General features: G+C 65.7%; 15 protein-coding genes. 5 read left to right on the top strand and 10 right to left on the bottom strand.

The window, feature by feature from the left end; genetic code table 11:
- Positions 1-124 precede the first annotated feature (124 nt).
- The 4 genes from mmsB to WA317_RS10005 form a co-directional block, all read right to left on the bottom strand.
- Positions 125-1,000, bottom strand: a complete 876-nt coding sequence (gene mmsB / locus WA317_RS10020) for a 3-hydroxyisobutyrate dehydrogenase (protein ID WP_425172886.1) — start codon at positions 998-1,000, stop codon at positions 125-127.
- A 12-nt stretch (positions 1,001-1,012) separates the two neighbouring features.
- Positions 1,013-2,188: an isobutyryl-CoA dehydrogenase gene (locus WA317_RS10015; RefSeq protein WP_425172885.1), complete on the bottom strand. Its 1,176-nt coding sequence runs from the start codon at positions 2,186-2,188 to the stop codon at positions 1,013-1,015.
- 6 nt (positions 2,189-2,194) lie between these two features.
- Positions 2,195-3,715 (bottom strand): CoA-acylating methylmalonate-semialdehyde dehydrogenase, encoded by a 1,521-nt coding sequence (locus WA317_RS10010; protein ID WP_425172884.1) that lies wholly within the window; start codon positions 3,713-3,715, stop codon positions 2,195-2,197.
- Positions 3,716-3,832: 117 nt separating this feature from the next.
- Entirely contained in the window at positions 3,833-4,783 is a 951-nt protein-coding gene (locus tag WA317_RS10005) for a 2-hydroxyacid dehydrogenase (protein ID WP_425172883.1), read from the bottom strand.
- Positions 4,784-5,037: 254 nt separating this feature from the next.
- Here WA317_RS10005 and WA317_RS10000 point away from each other — a divergent pair, with 254 nt between their 5' ends.
- From WA317_RS10000 to WA317_RS09980, 5 genes are all read left to right on the top strand, one after another.
- On the top strand, positions 5,038-6,264 hold the full coding sequence (locus WA317_RS10000; RefSeq protein WP_425172882.1) for an FAD-dependent oxidoreductase: 1,227 nt from the start codon (positions 5,038-5,040) through the stop codon (positions 6,262-6,264).
- Entirely contained in the window at positions 6,261-7,349 is a 1,089-nt protein-coding gene (locus tag WA317_RS09995; protein WP_425172881.1) for a methyltransferase, read from the top strand. The genes WA317_RS10000 and WA317_RS09995 overlap by 4 nt, the downstream gene beginning before the upstream one ends.
- Before the next feature lie 285 nt (positions 7,350-7,634).
- Positions 7,635-8,660, top strand: coding sequence for a 3-oxoacyl-ACP synthase III family protein (locus WA317_RS09990; RefSeq protein WP_425172880.1), 1,026 nt, complete (start codon positions 7,635-7,637; stop codon positions 8,658-8,660).
- Positions 8,661-9,776, top strand: a complete 1,116-nt coding sequence (locus tag WA317_RS09985) for a sulfotransferase family protein (RefSeq protein WP_425172879.1) — start codon at positions 8,661-8,663, stop codon at positions 9,774-9,776.
- Between the two features lie 223 nt (positions 9,777-9,999).
- A complete protein-coding gene (locus WA317_RS09980) occupies positions 10,000-11,349 on the top strand; it encodes a hypothetical protein (RefSeq protein ID WP_425172878.1) in 1,350 nt (449 codons plus the stop codon).
- 31 nt (positions 11,350-11,380) lie between these two features.
- Here WA317_RS09980 and rfbC read toward each other — a convergent pair whose 3' ends face one another.
- The 6 genes from rfbC to WA317_RS09950 all read right to left on the bottom strand — a co-directional run.
- The gene (gene rfbC / locus WA317_RS09975) at positions 11,381-12,004 is read right to left on the bottom strand and encodes a dTDP-4-dehydrorhamnose 3,5-epimerase (RefSeq protein ID WP_425172877.1); all 624 of its coding nucleotides are present in this window, start codon (positions 12,002-12,004) and stop codon (positions 11,381-11,383) included.
- Between the two features lies 1 nt (position 12,005).
- The gene (gene rfbB, locus WA317_RS09970; protein ID WP_425172876.1) at positions 12,006-13,001 is read right to left on the bottom strand and encodes a dTDP-glucose 4,6-dehydratase; all 996 of its coding nucleotides are present in this window, start codon (positions 12,999-13,001) and stop codon (positions 12,006-12,008) included.
- A gap of 41 nt (positions 13,002-13,042) precedes the next feature.
- Complete coding sequence (locus WA317_RS09965) at positions 13,043-13,921, bottom strand: LLM class F420-dependent oxidoreductase (RefSeq protein WP_425172875.1); 879 nt, start codon at positions 13,919-13,921, stop codon at positions 13,043-13,045.
- Positions 13,922-13,943: 22 nt separating this feature from the next.
- Positions 13,944-14,795, bottom strand: a complete 852-nt coding sequence (locus tag WA317_RS09960; protein ID WP_425172874.1) for an LLM class F420-dependent oxidoreductase — start codon at positions 14,793-14,795, stop codon at positions 13,944-13,946.
- A gap of 29 nt (positions 14,796-14,824) precedes the next feature.
- Positions 14,825-16,312, bottom strand: coding sequence for an ATP-binding protein (locus WA317_RS09955; RefSeq protein WP_425172873.1), 1,488 nt, complete (start codon positions 16,310-16,312; stop codon positions 14,825-14,827).
- Between the two features lie 15 nt (positions 16,313-16,327).
- A partial coding sequence (locus WA317_RS09950; RefSeq protein WP_425172872.1) for an NAD(P)/FAD-dependent oxidoreductase occupies positions 16,328-17,429 on the bottom strand: 1,102 nt, incomplete at its 5' end.

Genomic DNA, 17,429 nt, shown 5'->3' with positions numbered 1-17,429 from the left:
TCGCAGGACTGCCCGGGGTGCTCGTAGCGGATGGGTACGCAGGCGGTCCCGAACTCGCCGACGCCGCCGGTTGCCGCCGGCTGCACCGGCGGCGGGGCATGCGGCAGCAGCGGTCGCAGGTTGCTTAAGCGCCGCCCAGCTCCTCGATCACCGCGCTGAAATCCAGGTCGCCGTGTTCGACCGCGAACTTGGCGTAGATGTCGGCGGCGTGGCTGCCCAACGGCGCTGAGGCGCCGGTCGAGGCGAGGGCATCCATCGCCAATCCCAAGTCCTTGTTCATCAGCGCAGTGGCGAAACCCGGTTTGAAGGCGTTGTTGGCCGGCGACTTCGGCACCGGCCCGGGTACCGGGCAGTTGGTGTGTACTGCCCAGCAGTTGCCGGTCGCGCCGGTGATGACGTCGAACAGCGACTGCGCCGAAAGCCCGAGCTTCTCGGCCAGCACGAACGCCTCGCCGATGGCGATCTGCTGCACGGCCAGCACCATGTTGTTGCAAATTTTGGCGGCCTGACCTGCGCCGGCAGCGCCGCAGTGAATGATTTTCCCCGCCATGGGTTTCAGCACCGGTCGCGCCCGGTCCAGCGCGGATTCCTCACCGCCGACCATGAATGCCAGCGTGCCGGCGACCGCGCCCGGCACCCCGCCGGAAACCGGTGCGTCCAACTGAGCGAAGCCGCGCGAGCCGGCCAGGGCGTGGACCTCGCGGGCGTCGTCGACGGAGATCGTCGAGCTGTCGATGAACAGCGCGCCGGGCCGCGCCACGGGCAGGATCTCGGCGTAGCACCGCTTGACCACCTCACCGCTGGGCAGCATGGTGACCACGACGTCGGCGTCACGGACCGCGTCGGCGGCGTTGTCGAAGATTGCGGCACCGTGTTCCTCGGCGGCCGCCACCGCTGCCGGCGCCGGGTCGAAGCCCCGTACCGCGTGCGCGCCGGCGACCAGGTTGGCGGCCATCGGACCGCCCATGTTGCCCAGACCCAGAAACGCGATTGTCGTCACCTTGCCGCCCTTCTATGCGCCGGCGCGGACCCGGGCGGCCTCGGCACGGCCGATCACCACCCGCATTATCTCGTTGGTGCCCTCGAGGATTCGATGCACCCGCAGGTCGCGCACGATTTTTTCCAGACCATACTCGCGCAGGTAACCGTAGCCGCCGTGCAATTGCAGCGCCTTGTCCGCGACGTCGAAACACGCGTCGGTGACGTAACGTTTGGCCATCGCGCACAGCTCAACTTTGTCGGCGTCGTCGTTATCCAGTGCGGTTGCCGCTCGCCACAACAACATTCGCGACGTTTGCAGCGCGGTGGCCATGTCGGCGAGGGTGAACCGGATGGTGGGTTCGTCGAGCAGCGGCCCGCCGAACGCCTGCCGTTCGCGCAGGTAGGCCCCGGCTTTGTCAAACGCGGCCTGCGCGCCGCCCAGCGAGCAGGCCGCAATGTTGATGCGCCCGCCGTTGAGACCTTTCATCGCGATGCCGAAGCCGGCGCCTTCGCCGTCGGCTCCGCCGAGCATCGCATCGGCGGGGACCCGCACGCCCTCCAGCACGACCTGCGCTGTGGGTTGCGCGTGCCAACCCATTTTCTCTTCCTGGGCGCCGAAACTGAGCCCCGGCGTGTCCTTCTCGACGACGAACGCCGATATGCCGCGCGCACCCGGCGTCTCTGCGCCCCCGGTGCGGGCCATCACCACATAGACCTCGGAAGCGCCTGCCCCGGAGATGAATTGCTTGACGCCGTCGAGCACATAATCGGTTCCCTGCTTGACGGCGCGAGTTCTCAGGGCGCTCGCGTCGGATCCGGCGCCCGGCTCGGTCAGGCAGTAGCTGGCGATGGCGTCCATCGCGGCCAACCTCGGGATCCAGACTTTGCGCTGCTCGTCGGTACCAAAGCTGTCGATCATCCAGGCGCACATGTTGTGGATCGATAGGAACGCCGCGGTGGTCGGATCGGCGCTCGCCAGTTGCTCGAAGATGCGGACCCCGTCGAGCCGGCGCAAGCCGCTGCCGCCGACGTCGTCGCGGCAGTAGATCGCCGCCATCCCGAGCTCCGCCGCCTCCCGCAACACGTCGACCGGGAAATGCTTGGCCGCATCCCACTCCAAGGCGTAGGGCGCGAGGCGTTTCTCGGCGAACGACGCCGCGGTCTCGGTGATCACCCGCTCGTCTTCGTCAAGACCGAAGAATTGCATCTGGCTCTAATTCATTGTGGGAATGACGAATTCGGCACCGTCCTTGATCCCTGACGGCCACCGCGAGGTGACGGTCTTGACTTTGGTGTAGAACTGGATCGACGCTGGGCCGTGTTGGTTGAGATCGCCGAAGCCTGAGCGCTTCCAGCCGCCGAAGCTGTGGTAGGCCACTGGGACGGGGATCGGCACGTTGACCCCGACCATGCCCACTTGCACGCGTGAGGTGAAGTCGCGGGCGGTGTCGCCGTCACGGGTGAATACCGCGACGCCGTTGCCGTATTCGTGCTCCGAGGGCAGCCGCAGGGCCTCTTCGTAGTCATGTGCCCGCACGATGCAGAGCACCGGCCCGAAGATCTCGTCGGTGTAGATCGACATGTCGGGCGTGACGTGGTCGAACAGGGTGGGGCCGATGAAGAACCCGCCTTCCAGGCTGGCGTCACCGTAGGAGAGGTCGTCGCTGGCGCGCTCGCGGCCGTCGACGACGATCTCGGCGCCCGCGGCGATGCCCTGGTCGATGTAATTGCGCACGCGGGTCAACGCGGCCTCGGTGACCAACGGACCGTAATCGGCCTTCGGGTCCAGGCTGTGACCCACCCGTAGATTGTTGATGCGCTCAACGAGCCTGGCTCGCAACCGGTCTGCGGTCTGATCACCGACCGGAACCGCAACACTGATCGCCATGCACCGTTCGCCGGCGCTGCCGTAACCGGCACCGATCAGGGCATCAACGGCCTGATCGAGGTCGGCGTCGGGCATCACGATCATGTGGTTCTTCGCGCCGCCGAAGCACTGCGAGCGCTTGCCGGTCGCCGCGGCGGTGGCGTAGATGTACTGCGCGATGTCGGAGCTGCCGACGAAACCGACGGCCTGGATGTCGGGGTGGTTCAGGATGGCGTCGACGGCTTCTTTGTCGCCGTGCACGACCTGGAAGACGCCGGGGGGCAGGCCGGCTTCGATGAACAACTCGGCCAGTCGCACCGGCACCGACGGGTCGCGCTCGCTGGGCTTGAGCACGAACGCGTTCCCACACGCAAGCGCCGGTCCGGCCTTCCACAGCGGGATCATCGCCGGGAAGTTGAACGGGGTGATGCCGGCGACCACGCCCAGCGGCTGGCGCAGCGAGTAGACGTCGATGCCCGGTCCGGCCCCCTCGGTGTACTCACCTTTGATCAGGTGGGGGATGCCGACGCAGAATTCGATGACCTCGATCCCGCGCTGGATGTCACCGCGCGAGTCGGCCACCGTCTTGCCGTGCTCGAGGGACAACAGTTCGGCCAGTTCATCGGTGTGCTGGTTCACCAGGTCGATGAAGCGCATCAGCACCCGCGCGCGGCGCTGCGGGTTCCACGCTGACCAGCCGCGCTGCGCCTCGACGGCTGACGCGACGGCGGCGTCGACGTCGGCCTTACCGGCCAGCGGTACCTTCCCATAAACCTGTCCGGTGCTCGGGTTGAACACGTCAGCGTTGCGGCTGGATTGGCCGGGGGTGCGCCGGCCACCGATGAAATGCGGGATCTGTTCGGTCATGAGCTGCCTTCATGAAGACGCGAAGAAGTGCGGTGGGAGCTAACGGATACTAGGATATCCTAGTAACAGCAGTGGCGGAGGTGCAAGCACGCTCCTGTGCCCGGTACTTGACCGCTTCTACCTGGTGGGCGCGACGACGGGGGACACCAGCGCGGCGTTCGTCAGGTACTCCTGCAGGTTTCGCAGAACCAGCTCGACCATTGCCGCGCGCGTCCGTGCGGTGGCGCTGCCGACGTGCGGCAGCACGACGACGTTGTCCATTTCACGGAGTCGTTGTGGCACAGACGGTTCGTGCGCAAATACGTCCAGCCCTGCGCCGGCCAGTCTTTGCCCGGACAGCAGTTCCACGAGAGCCTCCTCGTCGACGACGCTGCCGCGGGCGATGTTGATCAGGTAACCGTCCGGGCCGAGGGCTTCCAGGACGTCGCGGCCTACCAGCGGTGCGGCATCTTTGCCGCTGCTGGTCGTGATCACCAATACGTCAACGATTTGCGCTAACTCCAGCGGCGACGACGCGTACCGGTAGCCGGCGTCGTGTCGCTCGCGGCGGTTGTGATAGGCGATGTCACATTTGAAGGCTGTCAGTCGGTCGGCGACCGCCGACCCGATGCGGCCGAGACCGAGGATTCCCACCCGCGATCCGGTGACGTCGCGGGTCAACGGGTATGGGCCGTTGACCGGCCAGCGGCCGTCGCGAACGTAGCGCTCTGCGGCGCCGAACCGGCGCAACGTCATGAGCAGCAACGCGACAGCGGTGTCGGCGACGGTGTCGGTGAGCACGTCGGGGGTGTTGCTGACACCGATGCCCAACTGCTGCGCGGCGTCGACGTCGACCGTGTCGTAGCCGTCCCCGTGGTGGATGAGCGCGCCGAGGTTGGGCAATGCGCTCAGCAGTTCGGCGTCGATGGGTATCTCGCCGGCATCGACAATCGCTCTGACCGACGCCGCATGCTCGCGCAGGAATTCCATCCGCCCTTCGGTGGGCATTACCAGGGTGTCGAAGTTTGCGATGAGCGCCTCGGCCAGGGCCGGCGGAAGTGCGCCGACCTGCAGAACTTTCGTGGTCATGGATGCTCCTTCGTCGGGCGTGCCCAACGCACAGTAGGCCAGTTCAACGCTTGTCACAGCTGTCACTGGCAGCGGCGGCACAAAGACAACCGGTCGCGCTCGGTGACGGCTGTGGCAGGGGTGACTGTGGTGACGCACGCGTCGTTCCGGCGCCGCGGTGAACCCTGCGGCGCAGTCCCGCGTATTAGCAGCAGGAGGTTCGCGATGAATTCGTTGCTGATGGTGGGCCTACGACCGGCACGTAGAGGACTGAGATGACACTTCGGGTCCTGGTTGTCGGCGCCGGTGTGGGCGGGATTGCCATTGCCCGGGGACTGTTGCATGACGGACATGACGTCACAGTCTTCGAACGGCGGCCGGATTTGACGGCAGGAGGTGGCGCCGTGACCATCTGGTCCAACGGCGCCACGGTGTTGAATCAACTGGGCGTCGATATGGCGGGCGCCGGTCAGTTGCTGTCGAACGTGCGGGTCACGACGTCCACGGGTCGACCGGTCGCCGCGCTGGATCTGACCGCCATCGTGAAGCGGTTCGGCACACCCGTTCGGATGGTGCCACGTCGAGTATTGCTCGAACGGCTGCTCTGCGGCTTTTTGGCCGAGCGCATCCGATGCAACCACCGTGCGGTCGAGGTGGTCAGCACCCGCAACGGGGTGCGGGTCGAGTTCGATGACGGCAGCGCGGCCGAAGGAGATCTGCTGATCGGTGCCGACGGCCTGCACTCCATGGTGCGGGGCGTCCTCGGCGCCCCGCCCGCCAAGCCGACCGGCTGGTGCAGCTGGCAAGGACTGGTCACTCTTCCCGACATCGCCGACAAGCACGTCGCCCAGATGATCATCGGTGAGCAAGGCAACCTCGGCCTGTGGCCGGCCGGAGGTTGCGATCTGCAATGGTGGTTCGACTTACCCTGGTCGCCCGAGTTCGTCAGACCGCAACGTCCGATCGACCTGATCCGCTCGGAATTCGCAGGCTGGTCTGATTCGGTCGACCGGGTACTTGCGACATTGACAGACCAGGACCTGGCCCGCTCACCGTTCCCACACTTCCGCCATCCGATTCCGCGCTCCGGCCAGGGTGCGGTGACGTTGCTCGGCGACGCCGCCCACACGATGCCGCCGACCCTGGCGCAGGGAACCAATCAAGCGTTGCTCGACACGATGGTGCTGCGCAAGGCGCTGTCAAATATCAGAAGAGGGCCAAATCGCTTGCACGGCAGGGCCGATGATGTTCGAAGCGCGCTGCGCTGGTACGAGAACAGCAGGCGTCGCAAGGTCAAGACGGTGTCGTGGGTGACCACTCAACAGGTGTCGCGCAGCGAGTCCGCGCTGCGGCCGGCGGCACTGCTCTCAGACCGGTTCATGACCTGGGCGCTGACGACGTTCCTGTGCTCAGTCAGCCACCGCCGACTGTCCGAGGGGATCAACCGAGACCTTGCGGCTCGCGACAACCTTCCCGTCGTGTCGATGGCGATGGAACGATGACGGCCGTCAAGGCGCCACCTGCCAGCCTCGCCCGCGTCGTGGAATGGATTCGGCATTACCTGTATCGGCTGAATCAACGGCTGATGCCGGCACCCGCAGCGATGATGGAGATGATCATCGCCACCTGGACGTCGCAGGCGATCACCGTGGCGGCCCAACTCGGTATCGCCGATGCCCTCGCCGACGGCCCCCTGACGGTCGACGAGTTGACTGCGCGCGTGGACGTCAACGCTGACGCGCTGCGTCGGCTGCTGCGGGCCTTGGTCAGCAAAGGCGTATTCCGTCATCGTCGCGACGGCCGCTACGAGCTGAACTCTCTTGCCGAAACCCTGCGTTCCGATGCACCGGTGTCGATGACCAGCGCGGCGCGGTTCTACGGCTCAAAGGAGCAGCGCGAACGCTGGACGGTGCTGGTGGATTCGATCCGAACCGGGAGCACGGTTGTCCCGGCATTGCGCGGCAAGGAGAGCTTCGACTACTTCGCCGACCAGCCCGAGCTTGCCGAACTCTTCAACCAAACCATGACGAGCGTTTCGGAGCTGACGACAGCGCCTGTTGTTGCCGGCTACGACTTCAGCGCCTACCCCACGATCATCGACGTCGGCGGCGGGCACGGCCCATTGCTGGCCGCCATCCTGGCGCGGGCGCCGGCTTCGCGAGGCGTACTGTACGACCTGCCGCGGGTCGTGGCGAACGCCCCAAGCCTCCTGCGCGCGAACAAGGTCGCTGACCGGGTGCGTATCGCGCAGGGGTCGTTTTTTGACAGCGTCCCTGGCGGCGGTGACGCCTACCTTCTCAAGAACATCATTCACGACTGGCCCGACGAGAAAGCGGTGCAGATCTTACGAAACGTTCGCACGGCAGCCGCCCCCCGGGCCACGGTGCTGCTCATCGAATTGGTTATCCCCAAGCACGACCGCGACTTCCCGGGAAAATGGGTAGATCTGGAAATGCTGCTGAATTTAGGGGCTCGCGAACGCACCGCGGCCGAGTACCGAGACCTGCTCAGCCAAGCGGGTTTTCGGATGACACGGGTGGTGCAAACCGCTTCACCGCTCAGCGTGGTGGAGGCCCGAGCCGCGTAACGAACAAGGCCCGGATGATCGGTACGCGCTGCGAGGGCGTCGGAACACGATGGGCTGCGACCTCGACCATGCGACCGCTAGGTGTCAAGTTTAGGTGTTGCTAACATACCCGCATGATGGCGAACGAGGGGATGTTCATGGCGCCACGCGGTCGATGCCTAGCAGCCGAGTGTCTCGACATTCCAGCGTGAGTTTGCCGCCGGGGAAGCGCGGAGGCTGCGATCGCGGCGCCGTCGTGTGGCTCACGGGCTCACCGGGTGCGGACAGCGCAGGTGGTGGCGCCGCATGACCCTCCCGTGTCTCTACCTCTCGCGGCCCGCGATCGTCATGCCGGACGAGGCGCTCGACAACGACGCGGTGCTATCGCGTGTCCGCGAATCGTTCCGCGGGCCGGCGTCCGAATGGGCCCCGATCGAGCAGGGCATCCAGTACGTGTTCGACCGATGCAACACGAAGCTGCGCTACGTCGACACGGACCCCGCGCTGTCGCCGGGTGAGTTCGCGTCGCGCGCGGCGACCGCCTGCCTGTGGCAGAACGGCGTGGAGGCGTCCGAGATCGACCTCCTCGTCTATGGCGGGATCGCCCGCGAGGCGTTCGAGCCGGCGACCGCGGCCGAGGTCTCGGGGCGCCTCGGCGCGAAGCCACTTCACGCCATGGACGTGACTTGCGCTTGTGCCGGGCTCATCGAGGCGCTGCACGTCGTCGCAGGCTACTTCGCCCTCCACGACGAGCTCCGGACTGCGGTCGTCTGCGCCGGTGAGCTGATGCGCGACCGGCTCACCTACGACATCCAGTCGCTCGAGGACGTGGCGCTCCGCGCCGCCGGCCTGACGATCGGGAACGCCGCCGCCGCATTGCTGGTTTCGCGGGAGCCGCTGGCGGCGGGCAGCGCGCGGCTCGTGGGATTCCAGCACAAGACGCTGTCCGAGCACCATGCCCTCTGCACGGCGCCGGTCGATGGATACTTCACGTCGCGCTCGAAAGAGTTGTTCGCCCTCGCGGTCCACGTGCCGCCCGAGATCCGCCGCCTCTTGGAGGCCGCCGGATGGTCGGCGCAGGACGTCGACCACTACGTTTTCCACCAGCCGAGTGAGGCGATCCTGAACCGAGTGTTCACCGAACTTGGTGCGCGGCCCGAGGCGTGCGTGCACACCCACTCGCTGTTCGGGAACACGGCGAGCACCTCGTGGGCCGTCGCGCTCGACCACCGCCTGAAGCACGGGACCGTTGAGGACGGCGACAAGATCGTCTTCGCGAGCGCCGCGTCCGGCTTCACGATCGTGGGCGCCGCCGCGGTGTGGGATTCCTGAGTGCGGCGCTACCTGCGCCTCTACCGGGCGATCACCAAAACGTTCGGGTTCTGGTTGCGGCCGCTCGGCACATTCCTGCTCCTCCAAGTGCGGCAGGCGATCTCGGCGACGACCCTGGGCCTCGACCACCTCGTCTACCCCCGCCACCGCAGGCAGGCGATCGACCGGCCGATCTTCATCATCGGCAACCCGCGCAGCGGCACCACGTTCCTGCACCGGCTTCTCCTCGGAGCCGGCGGGATGGCGGCCTTCGAGCTGTGGGAGATGCTGTTCCCGGCCATCACGGCGCGCAAGCTGTTCGGCCGCGTCGTCCCGCGTCTTGATCGGCTGTCGCCCGCGCGCTACCACCCTTCGGACGTGCACGACACGAGCCTCCGCGGCATCGAGACCGACGACGTGCTGTGGTTCTTCCGCACGCTCGACGGTCCGTTCGCCTGGGCGTACTTTCTGGCCTGGCAGGACACCTGGGGCAGTGAGCTGTCGCGGCGCACCTTCGGGATCGAGGGCGTGACGGTGCGCGACGAAGAGCGCTTCTTCCGTTACCACGAGGCGTGCTGGCGACGGAACCTGACGCTCAAGCGCTGTGGCCGCATCCTGGCCAAGACGAGCATGCTCACGATGCGCCTTGACGCGCTGCTGCGGCGCTACCCCGACTGCCGGCTTGTGTACGTCATTCGCGATCCGGTCGAGGTCATACCGTCCGGTATGTCGCTCCTCGCAGGCGTGCTCGAAAACGGGTACGACGTCTGGAACCGCACGCGGGAGGAGGACCAGCGGCGGTGGCTGGAGAACCTCTACCAGGCATCGTGCGACATGCTTCGCAGCTTCCACGAGGCGCACTCGGCCGGCCTCATCCCGGAACGGAACCTGTGCGTGGTGCGGTATTCGGACCTCATCGAGGACCTCGAGCCGACAATCAAACGGATCCTCGAGTTCATCGAGGTCGAGCTCACCCCGGCCTTCCGGGAGGAGGTGCGGGCGCAGGCGGAACGGCAGCGCACCTACACGAGCCGCCACCAGCACTCGCCCGAGAAATTCGACCTCGACCCCGACCGCATCCGGCGGGAACTCGGGTTCGTGTACGACGCGTTCGGGCTCTCGGAAGGGGCTCGGTGAAGCCCGTGTGAACTTATAACTTTCGGTGAGCACTCCGAGGGGATTTAATATATCTTCAGGTTCGTCAAATGGTTGTCCTGCGAGAGGCTGAGCTCAGCCTCGCGGACCAGGGGTACGAGGCTAGTCACCGTAATAGATGAATGGGGTCGCCCCGATGAACCGCCGTCGTATCACCCTCCGCCTGGGCGCGGCTGCCGGTGGGCTGGGCGCCGCGTTCCTTCCCGTGGCCGTCGCCTTCGCCGACGACTACACCTTCGTTCCCGCTACCGGTTCCCAGGAAGATGTCACCGGAATCTTCGGATTACTGACGGCTCCTCCAGCTACAGGCGGAAGCATTCAGGAAACCCAGCCATTCGAGTTCTACGACACGACCACCGGTATGAACGGGACGGTCAATGCCGACGCGAACATCTTTACGGATCCCTTCGGTGATTCCAATCAGGAACTCTTCATCACGCCTGGCCTAGACACCACAGGCACGGACGTTCCGCCGGTTGGCTCGGTGTTCGACACGTTCAAATTGGGTTTTGACACCGGCTTGCAGAACGTCTACTCCGCCATTCCGACAGCCAACGGCGATGTGGTCTCGGATACCTTTTCGACTCCCTTCGGAAGCCTCTCAATTCCCTTTCCTTTTTATGACGCGGCAGCAGTTCCCGGCTCCGACGTGGGGAACAGCGCCTTCGCCGACTACTACGGCATCTTTCCCACCGGGCCCGACGCGACCAGCGCAATCACCGGGGATCCACCGCTAGATTTCGCCGCTCAGGGATTTCAGCCATTCGAGACTGCCGGGAACACCTTCCAGGCCGCCACGTTCAACACTTCGGATCTCTTCGCCAACACCAGCGAGGCAATCCTCGTCACCAACGACATTTCAGGTGGCTCAGGCACCGCCGCTGGGGACGTTCCACCCGTCGGCTCGGTGTTCAACGTCCTCAACCTTTTCGGTAATAACACCGGCGTCCAGGACATCTACTCCGCCATCCCGACGCCCGGCGGCGACGTGGTCTCGGATTCCTTGGTGACCCCCTTCGGAAACATCCCCATTCCCATCACCTTTGACGCGGCCGCAGTTCACCCGGTGGATGTTCCGTTGGCCGGCGGCTACGACATCATTCCTTCTACCATCCCCGAGACGCTCACCGGAATAGGCGGGGTTCCGCCTCTGGACGCTGTCATTCAGGGGACTCAGACTTTCGACGTGGACGCAACCGGCGGTGCTCCGGGTGCCGGGAGCTTCGATGCCGACGTGAGTACCGCGTCGACCCCCTTCGGTATCAACGACGAGGCACTCCTCGTCACCTCTGCCGCAGGTACCCAAGGCACCGCCGCCGGGGACGTTCCGCCGGTCGGCTCGGACTTCAACATCTTCACCTTCGGTGACAGCGGCTTCGAGAACATTCTTGCCGACCTCCCCTCGGTGACACCCGGCGGCGCGGACGTCATCTCGGATACGTTGGTGACCCCCCTCGGGGACTTCAGCATTCCGATCAGTGACGCACTCGCAGGTCTCGGCGGCGCCGATACGTTCCTCGACCCCCTTCTGGGTAGTCTGACCAGCCTGTTCTGAGCCAGCCAGACGCTCCAGCATCGCCAACGCGTCAGCGCACCCGCGTCCAGTTGTCCCGCAGCCTGTCAATGAACACCTGGGACTCCTCCCAGGTGGGCAACAACCCCGAGGCTTTGGTTTCGTCGAGGGTGGATGCTGCGGCATCACGCTCGGACATACGAGGCGCGGCCCCGTCGACCAGCGGCCAATCGATCCCCAGCGCCGGGTCGGTTGCGCGGATGGTGTGCTCGCGCCCGGGATTGTATTCCGCGGAGCACACATACATCACTGTCGAATTCTGTTGCAGGGCAAGAAAGCCATGCGCGAGACCCTCGGAGATGTACACCGATCTACGGTCGCGGTCGTCCAGCAGCACCGAGTCCCAGCGCCCGAAGGTCGGCGATCCGACTCTGATGTCGACGACGACGTCGAACACCGACCCGTGCACGCAGGTCACATACTTGGCCTGACTCGGCGGTAACTGTGCGAAGTGCAGTCCGCGCAGAACACCGGCCGACGACACCGAACAATTCGCCTGCCGCACATTCAGGCGGTGACCGGCGAACGCGGTGAAGCCGCTCTCGGTGACCCATTCGAAGAACACGCCGCGGGCATCAGGGTGCAACTGCGGGGTGATCTCCCACGCGCCCGTGATGTCGAGTTCGCGTACCTTCATCTCACTGTCCGCGCTGCCGGTAACGGGCTTCGACGGCATCTTTCAGCGGCGCCCACCAAGATTCGTTGGCGCGATACCAGTCGATGGTTGCGCGCAAACCCTCCTCGAAGTCGATGTGCCTTGGCGCCCAATTTAACTCGTCGTAGAGCGCCGAGGGGTCGATGGCGTACCGCAGGTCGTGGCCGACGCGGTCGGTGACATGTTCGAAGTCATCGGGTTTGCGGCCCATCAGCTTCAGCAGCGTCTGCAGCACCGAGAGGTTGTCGCGTTCCCCTTCGGCGCCGATCAGGTAGGTCCGGCCGATCTGGCCGCGGTCGAGGATCCGCCACACCGCGTCATTGTGGTCGTCGACGTGAATCCAGTCTCGGACGTTTGCGCCGGTGCCATACAACTTGGGTCGCCGACCGGTCAGCACGTTGGTGATCTGACGCGGTATGAACTTCTCCACATGCTGGTAAGGCCCATAGTTGTTGGAGCAGTTGGAGATTGTGGCACGAATGCCGTAGGAGCGCACCCAGGCCCGCACCAGCATGTCGGCGCCCGCTTTGGTGGACGAGTAGGGGCTGGACGGGTTGTACGGGGTGGACTCGGTGAATCGTCGGTGATCACCCAACGGCAGGTCGCCGTAGACCTCGTCGGTGGATACATGGTGCAGCCGCACACCGTGGCGGCGCACCGCCTCGAGGATGGTGAAGGTCCCGATGACGTTGGTGTGCACGAAGGGCCCGGGGTCGGCCAGCGCATTGTCGACGTGAGTTTCCGCCGCGAAATGGACGACTGCATCCGCCTCGGCGACCAGCGCCGACACCAGCCCGGCGTCGGTGACGTCGCCTTCCACCACGGTGACCTGATCGGCGACGGGGGCCAGCGACTCGCGGCTGCCGGCATAGGTCATGGCATCCAGCACCGTGATCGCGTGGTGGGGATGTTCGCGCACAGCTACGTGCACGAAGTTGGCGCCGATGAAACCGGCACCGCCGGTGACCAACAGCCGCATGGTCAAACCCTACGACGGCAGTTCGCCGGGCCAATAGGGCGTCAGTGCTTCGCGGCCAGCCCGAGCGCTGACGCCAGGTCGGTCAACCTGTGCACCAGCGCGTCTTCGGATTGACCGCCCAGCACCTGGATCGCCACGTGGTCCGCCCCGGCGTCCAAGTGCTCGGTGACGCGTGCGGCGATGGCATCCGTGGTGCCGTGGGCCACCACCGCGTCAATCAGCTTGTCACTGCCCGGCTTGCGTACGTCTTCTTCGGTAAATCCCAGCCGGAGCCAGTTGTTGACGTAGTTGCTCAGATCGAGATAGAAACCGACGGCTTCGCGTCCGATCCGGCGAGCCTCCTCGGCTCCTGCTTTGTCCGAGGTGGTCAGCACCACCTTGTGCTCCGGTGCCAGAAATACGGTGTTGCCCAATTGTTCTCGGGCTTTGGCGGTGTGCTCCGGCGTGGTCAGGTACGGATGAGCACCTGCGCTGCGCGCTGCCGCAAGGGCCAGCACCCGCGGCCCCAGCGCCGCGAGCACACGGCGGCTGGTCGGCACCTTCGCGCCGTCGAGTTCGTCAAGATATCCGACGAGCGCGTCGTAGGGCTTCTGGTACTCCTGGGTGTGCTCGGGGTGTCCCACCCCGACACCCAGCAAGAACCGTCCCGGGTGAGCGGTTTCGATGCGCTGGTAGGACTCTGCGACCGTTGTGGCGGGTGCCGTCCAGACGTTGATGATCCCGGTGGCCAGCTGCAACGACGTGGTCTGCGTCAGTGCCGGCTCGACCCAGGCCAGGTCGGCGTCGGGTGAGCCGCCGATCCAGGCTGCGCCGTAGCCGAGCGACTCGATCTGAGCGGCCAGTCCCGGGGCGAGCGAGCGGGTCCCCAGCCACACGCCGTACCGGCCCAGCTCGGGTTTGAGTGAAACGGCGTCCGTCATCTTCGGTCCCCCACGCGTCGGCTCAAGAGCGGTTCAGTCCGAGCGGCCCCGCCAGTTCGGCCAGAGCCGACACCAGGTTGTCACCTTTGGTGAGGACTTGCACGGGCACGTGGTCAGCGCCGGCGTCGATGTGCTCGTTGAGTCGTGTCGCGATCGCCTGGGGGGTGCCGTAGGCTACTACCGCGTCGACGAGGCGGTCGCTGCCTGGCCGCCTGACTTCCTCGTCGGTGAAACCCAGCCGCTTCCAACTGTTGCGGTAATTGGCCAGGTTGAAATAAACATCCAACGCTTTGCGTCCGACCGCGCGCGCCTTCTCCGTGTCGGTGGTCAACACCACCTTGTGCTCGGGGGCCAGGAAAGTCGAGGCTCCGATCAGTTCGCGGGCCTGCGCGGTGTGTTCGGGGGTGGTGAGGTACGGATGCGCCCCGGCGGCGCGCTCGGCCGACAGCTTGAGGACTCGAGGACCCAGGGCCGCGACCACCCGTCGGTCGGCCGGCACCCCGTAGTCGTCGAGCCGGTCCAGGTACTCCACCAGCGCGTCATAGGGCTTGCGGTACTCGCCGTGCGCCTCGGGGTGGCCGACACCGATGCCCAGCAGGAAGCGGCCCGGATAGGCCTTGTCGATCCGGTGAAACGACTCGGCCACCGGCTTGGCGGCCGCGGTCCAGATGTTGACGATGCCGGTGGCCACCTGCAGCGTGGACGTCGCCGCCAGAATGGGTTCCACCCAGGCCAGCTCGGCAGCCGGCGAGCCACCCACCCAGACGGCGCCATAGCCGAGCGACTCGATATCTCTCGCTTGCTCGGGGGTGACGCCACGCCCGAAAGATCCGAACCGGCCCAGATCAGGTTTGCTGTCAGCAGAATCGGTCATGGTTGTCACCAACCTGTCCCGCGACGCCGCTATTCCTCTTGCGTGTTGAGGGCGTCATCTGAGGCCGGCGGAGTCTCCAACGGCAACAGCACGATGAACCGCGTTGCGCCGGGAACAGATTCCACCCGCAGATCCCCGCGGTGTTTCTTGACGACGATGTTGAACGCCAGATCCAGCCCGAGGCCGGTGCCTTCTCCGAACGGCTTGGTGGTGAAGAAGGGCTCGAAGATGTGTTCGCGAACGTCCTGGGGGATGCCGGGTCCGGTGTCGCAGATCTCGACTCGGACCATCTTGTCGCCCTCGCGGGCGGTGCGCAGCATCAGCGTGCCGCCGTCCTCGCGCATCGCGGCGATCGCGTTGTCGATGATGTTGGTCCATACTTGGTTGAGATCGCCTGGGTAACAAGGGATTTCGGGTAACGATCGGTCGAAGTCCTTGACCACCGTGATGGATTTCCGGTCTTTGCCGCCGTCCTTGCTGAACCGGTCGGCGAAAATCGCCAGCGTGCTGCGCAGCAGTTCGTGGATGTCGGCCACCTGGAACGAGGCGCGGTCCATCTGGGAATACTGTTTGGCGTCGGCGACCAACGCCGAGATCCGTTTGCTCGCTTCGCCGATTTGACTCATCAGCTGTTCGCTCTCGATGGTGTAGTGCAGCCACCGAATGGCCTCTTCCAGCGACGTCGAGGCGAGGTCGTCGGTAGCGGCGGACACTCTCTCCAGCCAGTCGATGTCGATGCCGCCCTCGACGAAGGCCGCTGCGATGTCCCAGCCGTCGCTGACGCCGTGGTCGTCCAGCCAGTCGCCGACCGCCTCCTCCTGGTCCGCGGTCTCCATCGGGCTCAGGTGCCGGGATGTCGACTTGGCAACCTGGTCGGCCACTTCCTGTTGTAACCGCACCAACGCGCTCAGCGCTTCGGGCGTCACCGTGCCGTCGGCGAGCATCACCAGTTTGCCGCGCATGCCGGCAATGCGGTCGCGCAACTCGGCGGCGGCTCGTGCGGTGGCCGCGGCCGGATTGTTCAGCTGGTGGGTCAGCCCGGCCGATAGCCGGCCGAGTGCCAGCAGTTTCTCCCGGTTGTCGATGATTCGCCGGGTCCGGTCGGTGCCCACGGCGATCCCGTCGAGCAAGTGGACGGCCATCGGGAACTGGTCCTTCATGAATTTCGCGAACACCGGTGCGTCCATTACGAAGAACTGGGACGGCTTGGTGACGTGTACCGATGCGTCATAGCTCTGCTGCGGCCTGCCGGTGAACGCCCGCCAGGCGCCGCAGTAGACGCCGCGCTGCGAGGTTCGGTTGGTCTCGATGTCTTGACCGGCGGAGAGCTTCGACATCGCCAGTTCACCCTCGATGAGGACATAGAAGCAGGTCGCCGGTGCACCCTCGACACACAGTGGTCCTGGCTCGTAGTGCTGAACGTGTCCGTTACTGCACAGCACCTCGAGCTGTTCGTCGGTGAGCGCTTCGAACAGGAACAGCGTGCGCAGCTCATCGGGCCGGCACCGCGTGGTCATGGCGCTGGGGCCCTCCTAACTCTCCGCCAGGTAGCGGTGCACCAGCATGACGGCCATCGAGCCTTCGCCGACTGCGGCCGCGACCCGTTTGGCGGATTCGGAGCGGACATCTCCGGCGACGAACACGCCGGGCACACTGGTCTCCAGGTGGTGGGGCGGCCGGTCCAGGGTCCAGCCGCACACGCTCCGCAGGTCCGGTCCGGTGAGGACGAAGCCGTGTTCGTCGCGGGCGAGCACCCCGTCGAGCCATTCGGTACGCGGTGCGGCGCCGATGAAGATGAACATCCGCCCGCAGCAGACGTCTTCGGTGTCACCGGTCCGGTTGTCTTGCAGCGTCAGCTTCTCGAGGTGGTCGGTGCCCGTCGCGCATTGGACTTCGGTGCAGGTGCGGACGTTGATCTTGGGATTCTGCTCGATCTGCTGGATCAGGTAATACGACATCGACGCCGCCAGCGACGGGGCGCGCACCACGATTGTCACCACCTTGGCCTCCCGCGACAGGTACATCGCGGCCTGGCCGGCCGAATTGGCCCCGCCGATGACGTACACGTCCTCGTCGTTGCATTCCGAGGCGATCGACGTGGCCGCCCCGTAGTACACGCCGCGGCCGGTCAGCTCGGCGCAGCCGGTAGCCTCCAGCTGCCGGTACGCCACGCCGGTGGCCAGGATGACCGCGTGCGCGTCGATGGAGCCGCCGTCGGCGAACCGGATCGTGCGTTTTGGTCCAATGATCTCCAGGGCAGTGGCCGTGCGTGCGGTGATCAGTTCAGCGCCGAACTTCTCCGCCTGTCTGCGTGCGCGATCCGCCAGTTGGCCGCCGGATACCCCGTCGGGAAAGCCGAGATAGTTTTCGATCCTCGAGCTCTGGCCGGCCTGCCCGCCCGTCGCAGTTGTCTCAATCAGCACCGTGCGCAGGCCTTCGGAAGCGCCGTAGACGGCGGCGGCCAGGCCCGCGGGCCCACCCCCGATGACGATCAGGTCGTAGAAGTCTTGTGACGGCGTCGTGGTCAGGCCCAGTGTGTCGGCCAATTCGGCGTTGCTTGGTTCGACGAGCGGGTCGCCGTGTTCGGTGACGACGACCGGGAGCCGCTTGCCGTCTTCGCCGGCGGCTTTCAGC

The organism is Mycobacterium sp., from assembly GCF_049802695.1.
In the GTDB taxonomy this organism is placed as follows: domain Bacteria; phylum Actinomycetota; class Actinomycetes; order Mycobacteriales; family Mycobacteriaceae; genus Mycobacterium.
Note: the sequence above shows the minus strand (reverse complement) of the source record. Positions and strands in the feature narration are given on the sequence as shown.